This is a genomic window from Ornithinimicrobium ciconiae (genome assembly GCF_007197575.1).
Classification (GTDB): domain Bacteria; phylum Actinomycetota; class Actinomycetes; order Actinomycetales; family Dermatophilaceae; genus Ornithinicoccus; species Ornithinicoccus ciconiae.
In genome coordinates this window covers 373,750-388,994 of sequence record NZ_CP041616.1, presented here as the reverse complement: position 1 = coordinate 388,994, position 15,245 = coordinate 373,750, and the positions used below count along the sequence as shown (strand labels likewise).

At 71.1% G+C, this 15,245-nt stretch carries 8 protein-coding genes; 4 read left to right on the top strand and 4 right to left on the bottom strand.

Translation table 11 applies throughout. The features are described from left to right. Nucleotides 1-10: 10 nt before the first annotated feature. Together FNH13_RS01705 and FNH13_RS01700 are read left to right on the top strand one after the other, a co-directional pair. Nucleotides 11-760 (top strand): class I SAM-dependent methyltransferase, encoded by a 750-nt coding sequence (locus tag FNH13_RS01705; protein ID WP_202878844.1) that lies wholly within the window; start codon nucleotides 11-13, stop codon nucleotides 758-760. Then, the gene (locus tag FNH13_RS01700) at nucleotides 757-5,076 is read left to right on the top strand and encodes an alpha-(1->3)-arabinofuranosyltransferase domain-containing protein (RefSeq protein WP_143781853.1); all 4,320 of its coding nucleotides are present in this window, start codon (nucleotides 757-759) and stop codon (nucleotides 5,074-5,076) included. The genes FNH13_RS01705 and FNH13_RS01700 overlap by 4 nt, the downstream gene beginning before the upstream one ends. Here FNH13_RS01700 and FNH13_RS01695 read toward each other — a convergent pair. Next, on the bottom strand, nucleotides 5,039-6,247 hold the full coding sequence (locus tag FNH13_RS01695) for an acyltransferase family protein (RefSeq protein WP_143781852.1): 1,209 nt from the start codon (nucleotides 6,245-6,247) through the stop codon (nucleotides 5,039-5,041). The two genes, FNH13_RS01700 and FNH13_RS01695, sit on opposite strands and share 38 nt — an antisense overlap. A gap of 93 nt (nucleotides 6,248-6,340) precedes the next feature. Here FNH13_RS01695 and FNH13_RS01690 point away from each other — a divergent pair, with 93 nt between their 5' ends. Next, the gene (locus FNH13_RS01690; RefSeq protein ID WP_143781851.1) at nucleotides 6,341-7,453 is read left to right on the top strand and encodes a DUF3068 domain-containing protein; all 1,113 of its coding nucleotides are present in this window, start codon (nucleotides 6,341-6,343) and stop codon (nucleotides 7,451-7,453) included. Here FNH13_RS01690 and FNH13_RS01685 read toward each other — a convergent pair. Both FNH13_RS01685 and FNH13_RS01680 read right to left on the bottom strand, forming a co-directional pair. Further along, a complete protein-coding gene (locus FNH13_RS01685) occupies nucleotides 7,416-9,014 on the bottom strand; it encodes an ATP-dependent DNA ligase (protein ID WP_143781850.1) in 1,599 nt (532 codons plus the stop codon). The two genes, FNH13_RS01690 and FNH13_RS01685, sit on opposite strands and share 38 nt — an antisense overlap. A 32-nt stretch (nucleotides 9,015-9,046) precedes the next feature. Continuing rightward, nucleotides 9,047-10,852 (bottom strand): cell wall-binding repeat-containing protein, encoded by a 1,806-nt coding sequence (locus FNH13_RS01680; protein ID WP_165699974.1) that lies wholly within the window; start codon nucleotides 10,850-10,852, stop codon nucleotides 9,047-9,049. A gap of 267 nt (nucleotides 10,853-11,119) precedes the next feature. On the opposite strand from FNH13_RS01680, the gene FNH13_RS01675 reads away from it, so the two are divergent. Further along, a complete protein-coding gene (locus FNH13_RS01675; RefSeq protein ID WP_228266531.1) occupies nucleotides 11,120-12,286 on the top strand; it encodes a dipeptidase in 1,167 nt (388 codons plus the stop codon). A 97-nt stretch (nucleotides 12,287-12,383) separates the two neighbouring features. Here the strand turns inward: FNH13_RS01675 and FNH13_RS01670 are convergent, their stop codons facing one another. Then, the gene (locus FNH13_RS01670) at nucleotides 12,384-15,131 is read right to left on the bottom strand and encodes a cell wall-binding repeat-containing protein (protein ID WP_143781847.1); all 2,748 of its coding nucleotides are present in this window, start codon (nucleotides 15,129-15,131) and stop codon (nucleotides 12,384-12,386) included. Nucleotides 15,132-15,245 lie beyond the last annotated feature (114 nt).

Sequence of the window (15,245 nt, the reverse complement as noted above, 5' to 3'; positions counted from 1 at the left end):
TGGTTCTGGCGTGGAACACGCAGCGCTGCCCCCCGCCGGGACCCTCGCGCGCTCCGTGCACCTCTTTCGCGCCTTTCTGGTCGAGCAGAGTGACCCGGACCGGTTCTACAGCGTGCTGGCCGCCGACTCGACCCGGGAGGTCGCCCGCTTCGCTCCCCTGGCTGGTGCCGACGTGCTCGACGTCGGAGGCGGACCCGGCTACTTCGCCAACGCCTTCCTCGCCGCAGGGGCCCGCTATCTCGGCATCGAGCCCGATGCGGGCGAGCTGACCGCCCGCGGCCACGCCGCGGCCAACACCCTGCGTGCCTCCGGTCTGGCACTGCCCCTGGCCGACGCCAGCATCGACCTGTGCTACTCCTCCAACGTCCTAGAGCACGTGCCGGACCCTGAGCAGATGGCGCACGAGATGGTGCGCGTGACCCGGCCGGGCGGCACCGTCTATCTGTCGTGGACCCCGTGGCTGTCCCCGCACGGCGGCCACGAGACCGGGATGTGGCACTACCTGGGCGGACGCCGGGCGGCCGACCGCTATGCCCGGCGGCATGGTCACCGGCCCAAGAACGACTTCGGCACGTCGCTGTTTGTCTGCTCCGTGGGGCGGATGATGCGCTGGGCGCGGGCGGTCGAGGCTTCCGGCGAGGCGCGCATCGTGGCGGTCGAGCCGCGCTATCACCCCGCCTGGGCGCGATGGATGGTCCGCGTGCCGGGCCTGCGTGAGGTCGTGGCCTGGAACGCCGTGATCGTGCTGGAGCGGTTGTGAGCCGCACCCCTGAGCAGCTCACGGACCCGCCCCCCAGCAGACCGGACGCCGACGACAAGGGCGAGCGTGCGGCATACGCCCAGGGGTCCAGCCCCTGGCCCGCCCGCCTGTTGCTGGGCTGCCTGGCGCTGACCGCCCTGATGTTCCGGCAGGCGCCGGGACTGGTGGTGCCGGACACCAAGCTCGACCTGACCGCCGACCCGATCGGGTTCCTCGCCCGGTCGTTGCACCTGTGGGACCCGCACGGCTTCCTCGGCCAGCTGCAGAACCAGGCCTACGGCTATCTGCTGCCCGTCGGGCCCTTTCACGCCGTGCTGCTCGAGCTGGGTCTGCCGGCCTGGGTGGTCCAGCGCCTGTGGTGGTCAGTCGTGCTGTGCGTCGCCTTCCTCGGTGCCTGGCGGCTAGTCCGCGCCCTGGGCATGGGGTCACCGTGGGCCGCCTATGCCGCCGCCTTCGCCTATGCCCTGACCCCGCGAATGCTCAGCGAGGTGACCATCACCTCCGTCGAGGTGTGGCCGATGGCGATGGCCCCGTGGGTGCTGCTGCCGCTGGTCAGCCGGGCGCCGCTGACCTGGTGGGGCCGGATCTGGCGGTCGGCTCTCGCCGTGGCGCTGGTCGGCGGGGTCAACGCGGTCGCCACCGGCGCGGTGCTGGTGCTGCCGACCCTGTGGTTCCTGACCCGTCGCCTCAGCCGCGAGGTGCTGCTCGCCCTGCTGGCGTGGCTGGCTGCCGTCGTCGTGGCGATGGCGTGGTGGCTGGTGCCGCTGCTGGTGATGGGGGCGCACAGCCCACCCTTCCTGGACTGGATCGAGTCGGCCGGGACCACCACCCTCGTCGCGGGTCCGACCGAGGCGCTGCGCGGCACCACGCACTGGCTGTTTTATCTGGTCACCCATTCCGGACCGAGCTGGCCCGCCGGGAGGCAGTATGTCGACAGCTGGCTCCTGATCGCCGCCAGCCTGATCATCGCCGTGGTCGGTCTGGTGATGCTGACCGTGGCCCGGACGCCGCACCGGCTGTTCCTGGCCGTGGGTCTGGGCACCGGCCTGCTGCTGGTCGGCGCGGGACACACCGGGGTCCTCGCGGGGGTCCTGGCCGAGCCGGTCCAGTCCCTGCTCGACGGGCCCCTGGCCGCCTTCCGCAACACCCACAAGTTCGAGCTGGTCGTGCGGTTGCCGCTGGTGCTGCTGCTGGCCAGCGCCCTGACCCAGGCCACCCGCTGGGCCCGTCGCGCCCAGGTGCACCGCGCCCTGGTGCCCTTCGCCACCGCCTGCCTGGTGGTGGCGGTCGGGGCACCTGCCGTGGCTTCGACCCTGCCGCGGCCCGGCGGTTATGAGCAGATCGCGCCCCACTGGGTGGAGGCGGCCGACTGGCTGGACGCCCAGCCGGGGGACGGCACCGTCCTGGTGGTCCCCGCGGCCCCCTTTGCTGAGCACACCTGGGGAGTGACCCGGGACGAGCCGCTGCAGGCGCTGTTGGAGCGCCCGTTCGCGGTGCGGGACGCTGTCCCGCTGGGCGGGGCCGGCTCGACCCGGTGGCTGGACGAGATCCAGCGCCGCATCGGCGCCGGTGACGGGGGGCCGGACCTGGCGCAGGCCCTGGCCCGTGGCGGCATCGGGTGGGTGGTGGTCCGCAACGACCTGACCCTCGGCGCGCAGCAGACGCCACCGATCGCGCCGCACCAGGCACTGGTGGCGGCGGGGCTGGAGCGCGTGGGTGACTTCGGCCCGCCGGTCGGCCCACCCGGTGAGACCGACACCCACACGACCCGGCAGCGGACCATCGTGCCCACCCCCTCGGTGCAGGTGTATGCCGTGCCGGACCCGACGCCCGCCCGGCTCGTCCCGCTCGACCAGACCCAACTGCTCACCGGTGGACCGGAGGACGTGCCGGCGCTGGTGGCTGGCGCCCCGGCATACCTGCTGCAGGACGCGGCCAGCGCCCTGGGCGGTGACCTCGACGCCGCCCTGGGCGGTGCAGAGCTGGCAGGCACGGTCGTCAGCGACGGGTATCGGCGCCGGGCGGTCAACTTCGGGCAGGCCGCAGACAATGTCTCCGGCATGATGACGGCCGCGGAGGAGATGCCGGCCCGGGCGGTCAACGACTACCTGCTGCCCGGACTCGGTGACCCCGCGGTCCTGACCTGGCCGGAGCCGATCGCCTCGGTGACCGCCTCCTCCTCCCGCTCGGACGCGGACGTCTTTGGCACCACCGAGGCGGGCCACGACCCCTGGCGCGCGCTTGACGGCTCGGCGACGTCGGCGTGGGTCGGCGCCGGGACCAGTGCGGTGGGTCAGTGGTGGCAGCTGGAGTTCACGCAGCCCCAGGACCTGGGCAGCACCCTCACGATCCGGGTCGGCTCACCGGCCTACTACGCCTCGGTGCAGACCTGGCAGGTGGAGACCGACGCCGGCACCGAGACCACCACCATGACTCCCGGACGGTTGACGCACGAACTGGCCCTGCCAGAGGGGTCGACGGCCACCCTGCGGCTGACGGTGCTCGAGGCGTCCGCGGCCTCTGGCGGGTCGGCGGCGCTGGCCGAGGTGGACCTGCCGGGACTGACCCCCGTGGCTCCGAGCCTGCAGGTCCGTCCGGCCACCGGCGAGGTGGAGGTGATCTCGCTGCGGGCCCAGCAGCTGGGCCGGTCGGCCTGCCTGATGCTCGGTCAGCGACCGCTGTGCGCCGGAGCTCAGTCCGCGCCGCTGGAGGAGCCGGCCGGTCTGCGGCGCACCGTCGCCCTCGACACCGGAGCGGAGTATGCCGTGCACGGTCAGGTGCTGCCCGTGGACGGCACCGCGCTCGAGGAACTGCTGCGGGTGCCGGGACAGGTGCAGGTCACGGCCTCCTCCCGCGACGTCCTGGCGCCCTATGCCCGTCCGGAGTCCGTCCTGGACGGCGATGCGGGCACCGGCTGGGTGGCCGGAGCGCTGGACGGCTCACCGACCCTGACCCTGACGCTCCCCGAGCCTCGCCGGGTCGGCGGGCTGCGGGTGGTCAGTGACTACTTCCTGGCGGCCAGTCACCCCTCGGAGCTGCTCGTCAGTCTCGACGGTGGCGAGCCGATGGAGCGTGTCATCGGCGCGGAGAGCACGGTGACCTGGGAGGAGACCGAGGTGAGCACCGTGGAGATCACCTTCGGAGGCTCCTTCCCCGTGACGACCGTCGACCCGCTCGTGCCGGACTCGTTGCGGGTCCTGCCGGTCGGTGTCAGCGAGCTCACCCTGCTCGGCGCGGAGGACCTGGCGCTGCCCGACCCCGACCGCGATCTGCAGCTGGAGTGCGGCTCGGGCCCCGACGTCATCGTCGCGGACCAGACCATCCAGACCCGCGTCAGCGGCACGGTGCGGCAGGTGCTGGAGCGGTCCCGGCTGGACTGGGTGCCGTGCACCGACGACGACACCCTCGTCCTGGGCTCCGGTGCGCACGACGTGGTGGCCGAGGCGACCGAACAGTGGGTTCCGGTCGCCCTCATGCTGACGCGGGTCGACTCCGAGACGAGCAACTCGGCTGCCGGGTCTGTGCGGGGCATCCCCACGGCGGGCGCTGCGCGGGGCATCCCCACGGCGGGCGCTGCGCGGGGCATCCCCCTGGAGGTGACCCGGCCCGACCCGGCCGCCCTGGAGGTGTCCCTGCCCGAGCGACCGGCGGACTCGCTCGTCGTGATCGCCCAGAACGCCGGGGCGGGCTGGTCCGCGACGCTGGTGTCCGAGGACGGACAGCGCACGCCGTTGACGCCACTGGTCGTCGACGGCTGGCAGCAGGGCTTCGTCGTGCCCGCCGGTGCGGCGGGGACGGTCGAGGCGACGTTCGGTCCGGACGGCGCCTACCGCGCCGGCCTGGGTGCCGGTTTCCTCGCCCTGCTGGCCCTGCTCGGAGCCGGGGCGCTCTGGCATCCAGGGCGGCCCGTCCGACCGTTGCCGGCGGCCTCGCCCAACGTGCCCGAGGCGGTGGGCCTCGTGCTGCTGTTTGCGATCCTGTTCGCCGGGCTCTGGGGCCTGGGTCTGGCGCTGCTCGCCGCCGGGGTGCTGCGGCTGACGCCGCCGCGTGCCGCACCCGCCGTCGTGTCTGTCGTCGGACTGGTCGGCACAGGCCTGTTGACCTGGCTCGGCCCCACGCCGCACGGGAGCGCGCCGAGCGACGTGCTGCCGCAGGTGGTCGTCCTGCTGGCCATCCTGCTGGCACTGGCCGGTGCCGCACGCCACGTCAGTGCAAGGCCGCCGAACAGTGCCGGGCCGCCGGTCAGCGCGGGGCCGCCGGTCAGCGCGGGGCCGCCGGTCAGCGGCGCGGATAGACCCGACGCCCCCACTGCATGAGTGGCCTCTCGATGTAGCGATAGCTCACCCAGGCCACCGGGATGGTGATGAGCAGGGTGGGCAGCAGCAACCGCCAGAAGCCTCCGGTGAAGTTCTCGTGTCCGACGACCGGACCGACCAGCTCCAGGATCAGCAGGTGGTAGGCAAAGATCCCGTAGGAGATGTCACCCAGCCACCGGCCCACGCCACGGGACAGGACCCGGACTGCCGACGGGTCCTCGTGCCCGCGCAGAGCCGCGATGCACGGCAGCACCATGAGGAGCGCGAAGACCGCATAGATCAGGTTCTTGAACGCCGCCTCCGCGGGCACGGCCGCAGCCAACCCCCGCGAACCCGCGACCGGGGTCGCGGCGATCACCAGGACGGCGAGCGCACACAGCCAGAGGGTGACCGGCTGGCGGGCCCACCCGTCGAGCCAGGAGCTGGGGAGTATGCCGAGACACCGGGCCTGCTGCCAGGTCACCAGAGCCATCCCGACCGCGAACCAGCCGAGATAGGCGGGCAGCCACTGGGGGGCGGTGGCATGGTCCAGAACGGTGACGACATAGACCCACACCGGGCTGGCCAGGACCAGCAGCACCAGGACCAGCAGGCTGCGCCGGACGAAGGCCAACGGGTCCCGGGCGGTGCGCACCAGCAACCAGGCGAGCAACGGCAGCGCGACATAGAAGGCTGCCTCCACCGCCAGGCTCCACATCTGGGTGAGTCCGAGCACCCAGTTCTCGGGCCAGTAGATGTGGATCAGGGCGGCGTGCCGTAGGTAGAGGCTGGCCGGGGTGCCGTGGTCGAAGAAGACCCAGACCCCGGCCACGGCGAGCCACAGCACCGGCAGGACGCGCAGGGCACGGCGCCAGAGATAACCACGGATGTCGGGAGAGGGCGTCCCGGTCAGCCGCGCCGCGACATACGGGCGGTAGAGCAGGAACCCGGAGATGACGAAGAAGAGCGCCACCCCGGCATCGAAACGGGACAGGATCCCACCGAACGGCTCGGTGAAGCTGGTGGCGGTGTGCGCCGAGACGTGCGTGAGCACCACCATCAGCGCCCCGATCGCGCGCAACCCGTCCAGCGCGCCAAACCGGCGACGCAGCCCGAACGGATCCGCCGGGGTTGTGGCGTCACGGGCGTCGGGAGTGGCGTCGGGAAATCCACGACGGAGGGGCGCGGTCATCTCGCCAGAACTCTACGACACCCGGGCGAAGCTGGGCGGTTGCGTTACTCGCTGGTACGATCCGGCTGATCCTCATCGGCAAAGGAGCCACAGATGCGCCGCACCCTCGGCATGCTCAGTCTCGTAGTCGGGGCGTTCGCGCTGCTCCTGGGCATGCTGGCCAAGCCCGTCATCTACGAGTCGCTGGCCAAGATCGACCTCGACCAGGAGAGTGTCTCGGTCTCTCGCGGCGGCAACATGAGTGCCCTGCGCGTCTCCGGCGACGGCGTGGAGAAGCTGGAGGGAGTGACCCTCCTGTCGACCCGGACGGTGGTGGGCATCCCGGGTCTGGTGGACGGTGAGGACAACTCCGCGTTCTGGCAGACCACCGTGGAGTCCAAGGTCGAGGACGGGCCGGTGCTGACCTACTCCGACGAGGGAGTCTCCTTCGACCGGACCACGGGGCTGGCCAACAACTGCTGCGGCGACTACATCGCGGTGGGCGACCCGACCGACCCCGACGGGGTCGCTCCGCGAGAGAGCATCGAGCACGACGGTCTGTTCTTCAAGTTCCCGTTCGACACCCAGCAGGAGGACTACCCCTACTGGGACGGTGCGCTGGAACGGTCGGTCACCGCCGAGTTCCAGGGCGAGGAGCGGATCGAGGGAGTGGCCGCCTACAAGTTCGTGATGGTCCTGGGCCCGGAGGAGGTCTCCGAGAGCGAGGGTCTGCCGGGCGAGCTCTTTGGCACCGATCAGCCTGTCGACGCCGGCCGGATCTATCAGAACACCCGCTCGCTGTGGGTCGAGCCGAACACCGGGGTGATCCTCAAGGGGCTCGAGGAGCAGAACGTCCACTTCCAGCCACGCGATGCGAGCCTGCCGACGGTGCCGATCACGGTCGGCACGATCGGCTACACCGATGAGACGGTCGCCGAGAACGCTGACACCTATGGCAGCCAGGGCGCACTCCTGGGCTTCATCCGCGGACCACTGACCTGGGTGGGCATCCTGGTCGGCCTGGCGCTGATCGCGCTGGGAGCCTTCCTCACCCTGAGCGGCAACCGTCGACCCGCCGATGCCGAGGACCTCGCCACGGACGGCTACGCCCCGGAGGAGGGCCACGACGGCTCCGACGGGACGGACGGCTACGACGACCAGCAGTGGGACGAGACCGACGAGGACACCATCACGCGTCGTCTCTATCGCGAGCGCGACTCCCGATAAGCGGCACCGGGTCGATCTCGGAGACCGGCTTGTCATCGCGGTAGCGCAGGACCCGCGCGAACCTCAGGGCGACACCACCGGGATAGCGCGAGGAGCGCTGCACCCCGTCATAGGCGACCTCGACCACCTGCTCGGGCCGGACGTGCACGACGTGCCCGTCCCGGTGGGTCTCCAGGGCCAGGAAGCGCTCGGTCTGCCAGGCCAGCATCTCGTCCGTCATGCCCTTGAAGGTCTTGCCGAGCATCACCAGCTCGCCGCTCTGTGGATCACGCGCCCCCAGGTGGATGTTGGACAGCCAGCCCTGACGCCGTCCGCTGCCCCACTCGACGGCGAGCACCACCAGGTCCAGGGTGTGGCGCGGCTTGACCTTGACCCAGCCCGCGCCGCGTCGCCCCGCGGCATAGGGTGCGCCCAGGCTCTTGACCACGACGCCCTCGTGGCCGTCGGCGACCTGGTCGGCAAAGAACTGTTGCGCCGTCTCCGGCTCGCTGGTCACCGTGCGGGGCACCAGCAGGTGCGGCGCGAGGGACTCCAGGGCCGCCCAGCGCACCTGCCCGGGCTCGTCGACCAGATCACGCCCGTCCACGTGGAGCAGGTCGAAGAGGAAGGTGGTCAGCGGCGTCGTGCCCGACAGCGCGTCGGGATCGGCGCTGCTCGCGGTCCGGGCACCGGTCACCTGGAAGGGCTCCGGTCGCCCGTCTGGCCCCAGGGCGATCACCTCGCCGTCCAGGACCGCTCGCTCGGCGGGCAGAGCTGTAATTACTGCGACCACCTCGGGCAGCCGGTCGGTCACCTCGTCCAGGGTGCGGGTGAACAGTCGCACGTGTCCACCATCGAGGTGCGCCTGCAGCCGGATGCCGTCGATCTTGGTCTCCACCCCCACCGAGCCAGCCGGTCTGGGCGCAGCCGGGTCAGGGCCCGCTGCCTCGGCACCGGCCGCTACTGCTGCCACGGCGGCGGCCGGGTCGGGTGCGGCGCCAGCCAGCATCGGTCGCAACGGACGCCCGACCTCCAACCGGATCTGTGCCAGCGCCCTGGTGGACTCCTCACCACCTCCGGCTCCTAAGGCCAGGGCCGCCACGGGCCCGGCGAACCCGGCCAGCATCACGGCTCGGCGGACCTGCGACTCCGGGACCTGCGCGGCCTCAGCGATCGCCTTGAGCATGACGCCGTCGCCGGCACCCTGCCGCAGCTCACCGGTGATCAGCCCGACGAGCCACCGCTGCTCCTGCGCGGTCGCGCGGCCGAACAGGGCCGCGACAGCTGCGGCCCGGATCGCCCCGGAACCGGCGCCCCGGAGCGCGCCCAGCTCGCTGAGGGCGTGGTCGACCTCGAGGACCTCCAGCTGTGCCTGAGTCGCCGCACCGGGCAGGGACTGCAGCCCTCTCCAGCTCACTCCGACGGTCCGCTGTGGCAACCGGCCGGCCAGATAGTCGGCCACCACACCCACCTCGTCCGGCGAGGCCTCCTGCAGGGTCTGCGCGAGGGTTGCCACCTTGGCGGTGCGGGACCTGGTCCCCGCGACCGCTGCCGATGTCTCGATCACCCGGGTGAGCTGCATACGGTCAGCATGCACCCGAGGACCGACACAGGTCACTCCACCGGCATCTCTGCCGCGTCGACCGGAGGCGCGTAGTCGGCGCCGTCAAAGACCTGCGGCTCAGCTTCGACGGTGGCGTCGACGACATTGCCACGGGAGTAGACCAGGTCTCCCGGACCGGCCCACGGCACCAGGTCCTCCACCGTCACGAAGTGATAACCCCGCGCCCGCAGGTCCGAGACGATGCCCGGGACGGCTGCGACCGACTCGGGGATCGTGTCGTGCTGGAGGACGATCGCGCCGTTGTGGATGCTGTTGCGGACGTTGGCCCGGATCTGGGCCGTGTTGCGGTTCTCCCAGTCACGGGTGTCGATGCTCCACAGGATCAGCGGGACGCCCAGCTTGCGGGTGTTGCTGTTCCACGCCCCGTAGGGCGGGCGCAGCATGTCGGTCGGCTCGATGCCCAGACCGGTCAGCAGGTTGCGGGTCGAGGTGTACTGCGACTGCTGCTGGGTCAGCGTGAGCGTGTTCATCTCCGGGTGGTTCCAGGTGTGGTTCTCGACCTGGTAGCCGTGGTCGTAGGACCGTTTCACCGTGTTGGGCCGGGCGTCGGCCATCTGGCCGACCACGAAGAAGGTGGCCGGGACGTCGAGGTCGTCGAGGGTATTGACGAGCTGGGTGGTGTAGGCCGACGGGCCGTCATCGAAGGTCAGTGCCACGCATCTGACCTGGGCGCAGTTGGGACCAGGCGGAGGTGGTGGAGGTGGTGGCGGCGGGGGTGTCGCGGCCGCTGCCGCGTCCTCCAGCAACTGGTGACAGACCGCGCCCTGGCCGCCGAGGGCCACGACGACAGAGGGCTGCTTGTCCGCAAGATACTTCTGGATGACGTTGGGCACCTTGATGCACGGGCCGTTGACCAACAGCACCGGTCCGTCGGTGAGCACGCCGGAGACGACCGCGTCGGTCAGGTTGGCTCCGTCTCCGCGGGCGATATAGACCCGGTCGCTGCCGGCGGGGAAGGCGTTGTCGGCCACCTTGACCGACGTCGCGTAACGGTCCGTGCCGGCCAACCGGCTCGTCGCGCGTCCATCAGCCGCCTGGCCCAGCAGGTAGTTGCTGACCGAGGTCGTGCCGCCGAGTGCGACCACTCGGTCCGGGTCCAGCTCGGCGATGGCGGCACGCGTCACCTGCGGGAGGTGGGTGCCGTCGGGATTGGTCAGCAGGATCGGTCCGTCGGTCAGCATCCCGCCGACCATCGCGTCCGGGGAGCTGTTGCCCCGTGCGAGATAGACCGTCGTGGTGCCCTCGGCGAACTCATAGAGTCCGATCGCGGCCGCGGTGGCGGCCCGGTTCTCGCCGGTGAGCCGCTCGACTGGGCGCCCGTTGGCGGCCACCTCGAGCTGTGCCTGGCACACTGCAGCCTCGCCGCCCAGGGCCACGACCGTCTCGGGATCCAGCCGGGTGATCTCCGCGCGCACCACCGCGCGAGGGGCACCGCAGTCGCCGGGGACCAGCAGCACCGGACCGTCCGTGAGCACGCCAGCAGTGAGTGCATCGGCGAAGACGTCCGCGCGGGCCAGGTAGACGCGGTCCGCGTCACCCTGGTGCGGGAAGGTCCACTTCGAGATCGCGACCGAGGTGCCGTAGCGGTCCGTGCCGGCCAGTCTCGCCTTGCCGACGGCCGTCGTGTCCGACGTCAGCCCCGCCCCCGCGTCGGGCGACGAACCCGCGTCGGGCGACGAACCGGCGTCGGGTGACGAACCCGGGTCGGACGATGCATCGTCGGCGTGGGCCAGGACGTTGAGCGAGATGCCCAGGGAGCCGGCGGCGGTTTCTGAGCCGGAGGCCAGGGCGGACATGGTGATGTGCGATGCGTCTGCACCGGAACTGCTCGACGGGCTGCTGAGTGCACCCGCAGCCGGAGCCACTGTGAGCGCGGCCGTGACAAGGCCGACGAGTACTGCCCCCTTTACCTTCATATGGCACACCCTAGACCTGCAGCAGACCGGGGGGAATCCCCCTGCAGGACTATGTTCAGCACAGTCACCCGCGTCTGCGCGGGTCCTGACAGCTCCTGGCGGGCCTGGCCACGACGGTTGACCGCCGACAGTGATAAAACTCATCGGGTGAACTCCACCGAGCGACTTCGTGACCTGCTGCGCCAGCACCCCCTCGTCGATGGCCACAACGACCTGCCCTGGCGGGCCCGGGCTCTGGTCGACTACGACTGGGACGCCCTCGACATCGCGGGCAGCACGCCCAACCACACCGACCTGCCTCGGCTGGAGGCCGGTGGGGTCGGCGCCCAGTTCTGGTCGGTCTTCGTCCCCTCGACCCTGCAGCCCGACCAGGCGGTCATCCAGACCCTGGAGCAGATCGACGCGGTCTACGCCATGGTGGAGCGCTACTCTGACCGACTCGGACTGGCTACGACGGCGGACGAGGTGGACGCGGTCTTCGCCTCGGGTCGCATCGCGTCCCTGATGGGGGCCGAGGGCGGGCACTCCATCGGCTGCTCTCTCGGCGCACTGCGGATCCTGCACCGGTTGGGTGTCCGCTATCTGACGCTCACCCACAACGACAACGTGCCGTGGGCGGACTCGGCCACGGACGAGCCCGTGCTCGGTGGCCTGTCCGACTTCGGGCGAGAGGTGGTGCGGGAGATGAACCGCCTCGGGATGCTCGTCGACCTCTCGCACGTCTCGGCGGACACGATGCGCGACGCCCTGGCAGTGACCGAGTCGCCGGTGATCTTCTCGCACAGTTCGGCCCGGGCGATCTGTCCGACCCCACGCAATGTCCCGGACGACGTCCTGGAGACGCTGGCCCGCAACGGCGGCACCTGCATGGCGGTCTTCGCCCCGCAGTTCGTCTCCCCGCAGGTGTGGGACTGGAAGGTTGAGGCGGCCGCCGCCGCAGCACAGGAGGGGATCGCCTCGACCGACCTGGAGGCCTTCGAGCCCTGGGTCGAGCAGTATGCCGTCACGCACCCCCGCCCCCCGGCCACCCTGGAGCAGGTGGTCACCCATATCGAGCACCTGCGGGAGGTCGCGGGGATCGACCACATCGGGCTCGGCGGCGACTATGACGGTGTCGCCAGCCTGCCGGTTGGCCTCGAGGACGTGTCCGGCTATCCGCGACTGCTCGCCGCCCTCGCCGACCGCGGCTGGTCCGACGCTGACCTCGTGAAGCTCGCCGGCGCCAACGTGCTGCGCACCCTGCGGGACGCCGAGGCCGTCGCTCGAGACCTGCAGACCCAGCGGGGTCCCAGCAGAGCACGCTTCTCCAGCTGACGCCCCGACGCGGAAGGTGGCGCAACGCCCTTGGGGCCGCACCGGACGGTGCGGCCCCAAGGGGTTTTCATGGTCAGTCTGAACTACTCAGGTCAGGTCAGTTCCAACCGTCGGCCCAGCACAGTCCCACAACGCGGCACTCGGGGGCGGTCAGGCCCTCGTTGGCGCCGAGGTAGTCCACCAGGTTGGCCAGGTCCTCCGGACCACCCTGCAGGTTGGTGCCGTCGGTGAAGGCGGTGAAGTTGTCGCCGCCCTCCTGCAGGAAGGACAGGGTCGAGACGCGGTAGGTCTCGCCATCCTCCAGCGGGACACCGCTGAGCGTCATGTTGCTGACCCGCTCACCCGCGGGAGCAGCGGCGTCCCAGGTGTAGCTGAAGCCCTCGGAGACGCCCAGAGCCAGGACCGGGCGGCTGCTGCCGGCCGGCTGAGTCTGCTGCTCCAGGACCGCGTCGATCTGGGCGCCGGTCAGGTCGATGCTGACCAGCAGGTTGCCGAACGGCGCGACGCCATAGGCCTCGGCGTAGGTGACCTCACCCGGCGCCTCGTCGCCAGTCGGCGCCACGGTCAGCTCGGCACGGACACCACCGACGTTCATGAAGGAGATCTGCGCGCCTCCGTCCTCGGGAGCCTGCGTGCCGAACAGGATCGCGTCGGCGACCAGGTTGGCCATCGGGGTCACCTCGGCGCGAGAGGTGCTGGAGTCGCCGGTGATGTCCTCCGCGACGGTGCCGACGACCTGACCGGCCATCTCGTTAGCCAGCGCGCCCCACTTGTCGAGCACAGCCGTCTCAGCCGGATCAGGCGTCAGCTCAGCCCGGATTACCAGGTGGTTGGCCGCGGCCAGGCCCTCCCGGATCACGTCACCGGTCGTCCGGTCGATCGGCAGGTCAGCCGCGGTCACAACCCCGCCATACTGCGCGGCGGAGGTCATCAGGCGCGGGTTGCCGGCCGGGTCCTCCATTGTGCAGACGTAGGGCTGGTGGGTGTGCCCGGTAACGACAGCGTCGATCGCCGGGTCCAGACCGTTCTGGATGTCCACGATCGGGCCGGAGATGCCCTCACAACCGTTGTAGGTGCCGGTCGGGTAGCCACCCTCGTGGAGCAGCACCACGATGCTCTCGACGCCCTGCGCCTGCAGCGCCGCCGCGGCCGCGTTGGCGGTCTCCACCTCGTCGAGGAAGTTGACGGTGGTGATCCCACCCGGGCTCACCAGCGACGGGGTCGCCTCCAGGGTCATCCCGATGAAGCCGACCTTGACGCCATCGATCTCCTTGACGTCAGTGCCCGGCAGCAGGGTGCCTGAGCCGTCCTTCTTGACGACGTTGGCCGCGAGCCACTGGAAGTCCGCGCCGGCATAGGGCTCGTCGTCGAAGTAGCAGCCGTCCACGGGGTGGCAGCCGCCGTCCTGCATGCGCAGCAGCTCCTCGGTGCCCTCGTCGAACTCGTGGTTGCCCACGGAGGAGAGGTCCAGGTTGAGGACGTTGAGGCTCTCCACGGAGGGCTCATCGTGGAACATGCCCGACAGGAAGGTCGAGCCACCGATCAGGTCGCCGGCCGCGACGGTCAGCGTCTGGTCGTCCTTGGAGCCGACCCGCAGCTCGCTCAGCTTGGTCGAGAGGTACTCGACACCACCGACGACGTGCTGCTCGGGGTCCTGCTGCTCGGTGAGCGTCTGGCCCGACTCAGCCTCGAGGTGGCCGTGGTAGTCGTTGAAGGACAGCAGCTGCAGGTGGACGCTGGTGACCCAGTCCGGCAGGCTGGCGTTGAGCGTGTCCAGCACGGCGTCCGCGACGGCCACGGTGCCGCCGAGCACCGCCACGCCCTGCGGCGACAGCGTGTCGAGCGCCGCGTACGTGGAGTTGGGGAGCTTGTCCGGGCGCGTGAGGAGCAGCGGGGCACCCTCGTAGCCGGCCAGGCTGGAGCCGGTCAGGGCGTCCGGGTAGTCCGCACCGGTGGCCACGAAGGCGCGGTCGGCGTCCTTCTCGTAGCGCTCGCCGAGCAGCTCAGCGGTCTCGTAGCGGTCCAGACCACCGACGCGGCGGGTGTCGGGCACGATCGCGGCGACGGCGGCCTCGACCTCCTCGTCGACCGCGCCGGTCCCACCGACGATGACCACGGACGAGGGAGCGATGTCCTGCAGCGCCTCGCGGGTGGTCTTGGGCAGGTGGTCGGTGCGGGTCAGCAGGATCGGGGCGTTGGCCCGCGTGGCGACCGCGCCACCGGTGAGGGCGTCCGGGTAGTTCTCGCCGGAGGCGAGGAAGACGACCGGCGTCCCCGTCGGCCAGCGCTCGGCGACCGCGGCGGCCGTCCCGTAACGGTCGTTGCCGCGCAGCCGCTCCACGTCGTCGGCGTAGGCACCGAGCTGCCCGAAGACGTTGCCATTGATGACCTCGCCACCGCCGACCACGATGATCTTGGACGGGGAGAGGCTCTCCAGAGCGGCCCTGGTGGCGTTGGGGATGCGCTGGTGGGTGACCAGCAGCACGGGAGCGGCGTTGCCGCCGTCCTGGCCCTCAGCCCACAGGTTGTCGCCCAGGGGAGCCGGGCCGGGCGCCGCGTCCCTGTTGTCCCGGGCGGCGAGGGCGTCCGGGAAGGAGGTGCCAGTCGCGACGTAGACCACGTCGGCCCCATCGGGGTACTCAGCCGCGATCGCGGCCGCCGTCGCGTAGCGGTCCGGGCCGCTGATGCGCTCAGCGGTCGCCGCCTGCGGGGCGACCGGGGACGCGGCGTCCTCGGGGTCGGCGTTTGCGACGGTGCTGGTCATGGCTGCGCCACTGGCCACCAACGCCGCCGCAGCGAGCGCGGCGGTCGAACCGCGGCGCCACCTGCTCTGGGTCTGGGACATCAATTCGCTCCTTCGGGATGGACGCCGGATGGCGCTCACGGGGAGGCATCGCGACCGCACTGGGCGGGCCGTGCCTGCCGCCGACCGTAATAGCAATTAATGACTTTGGCTTGA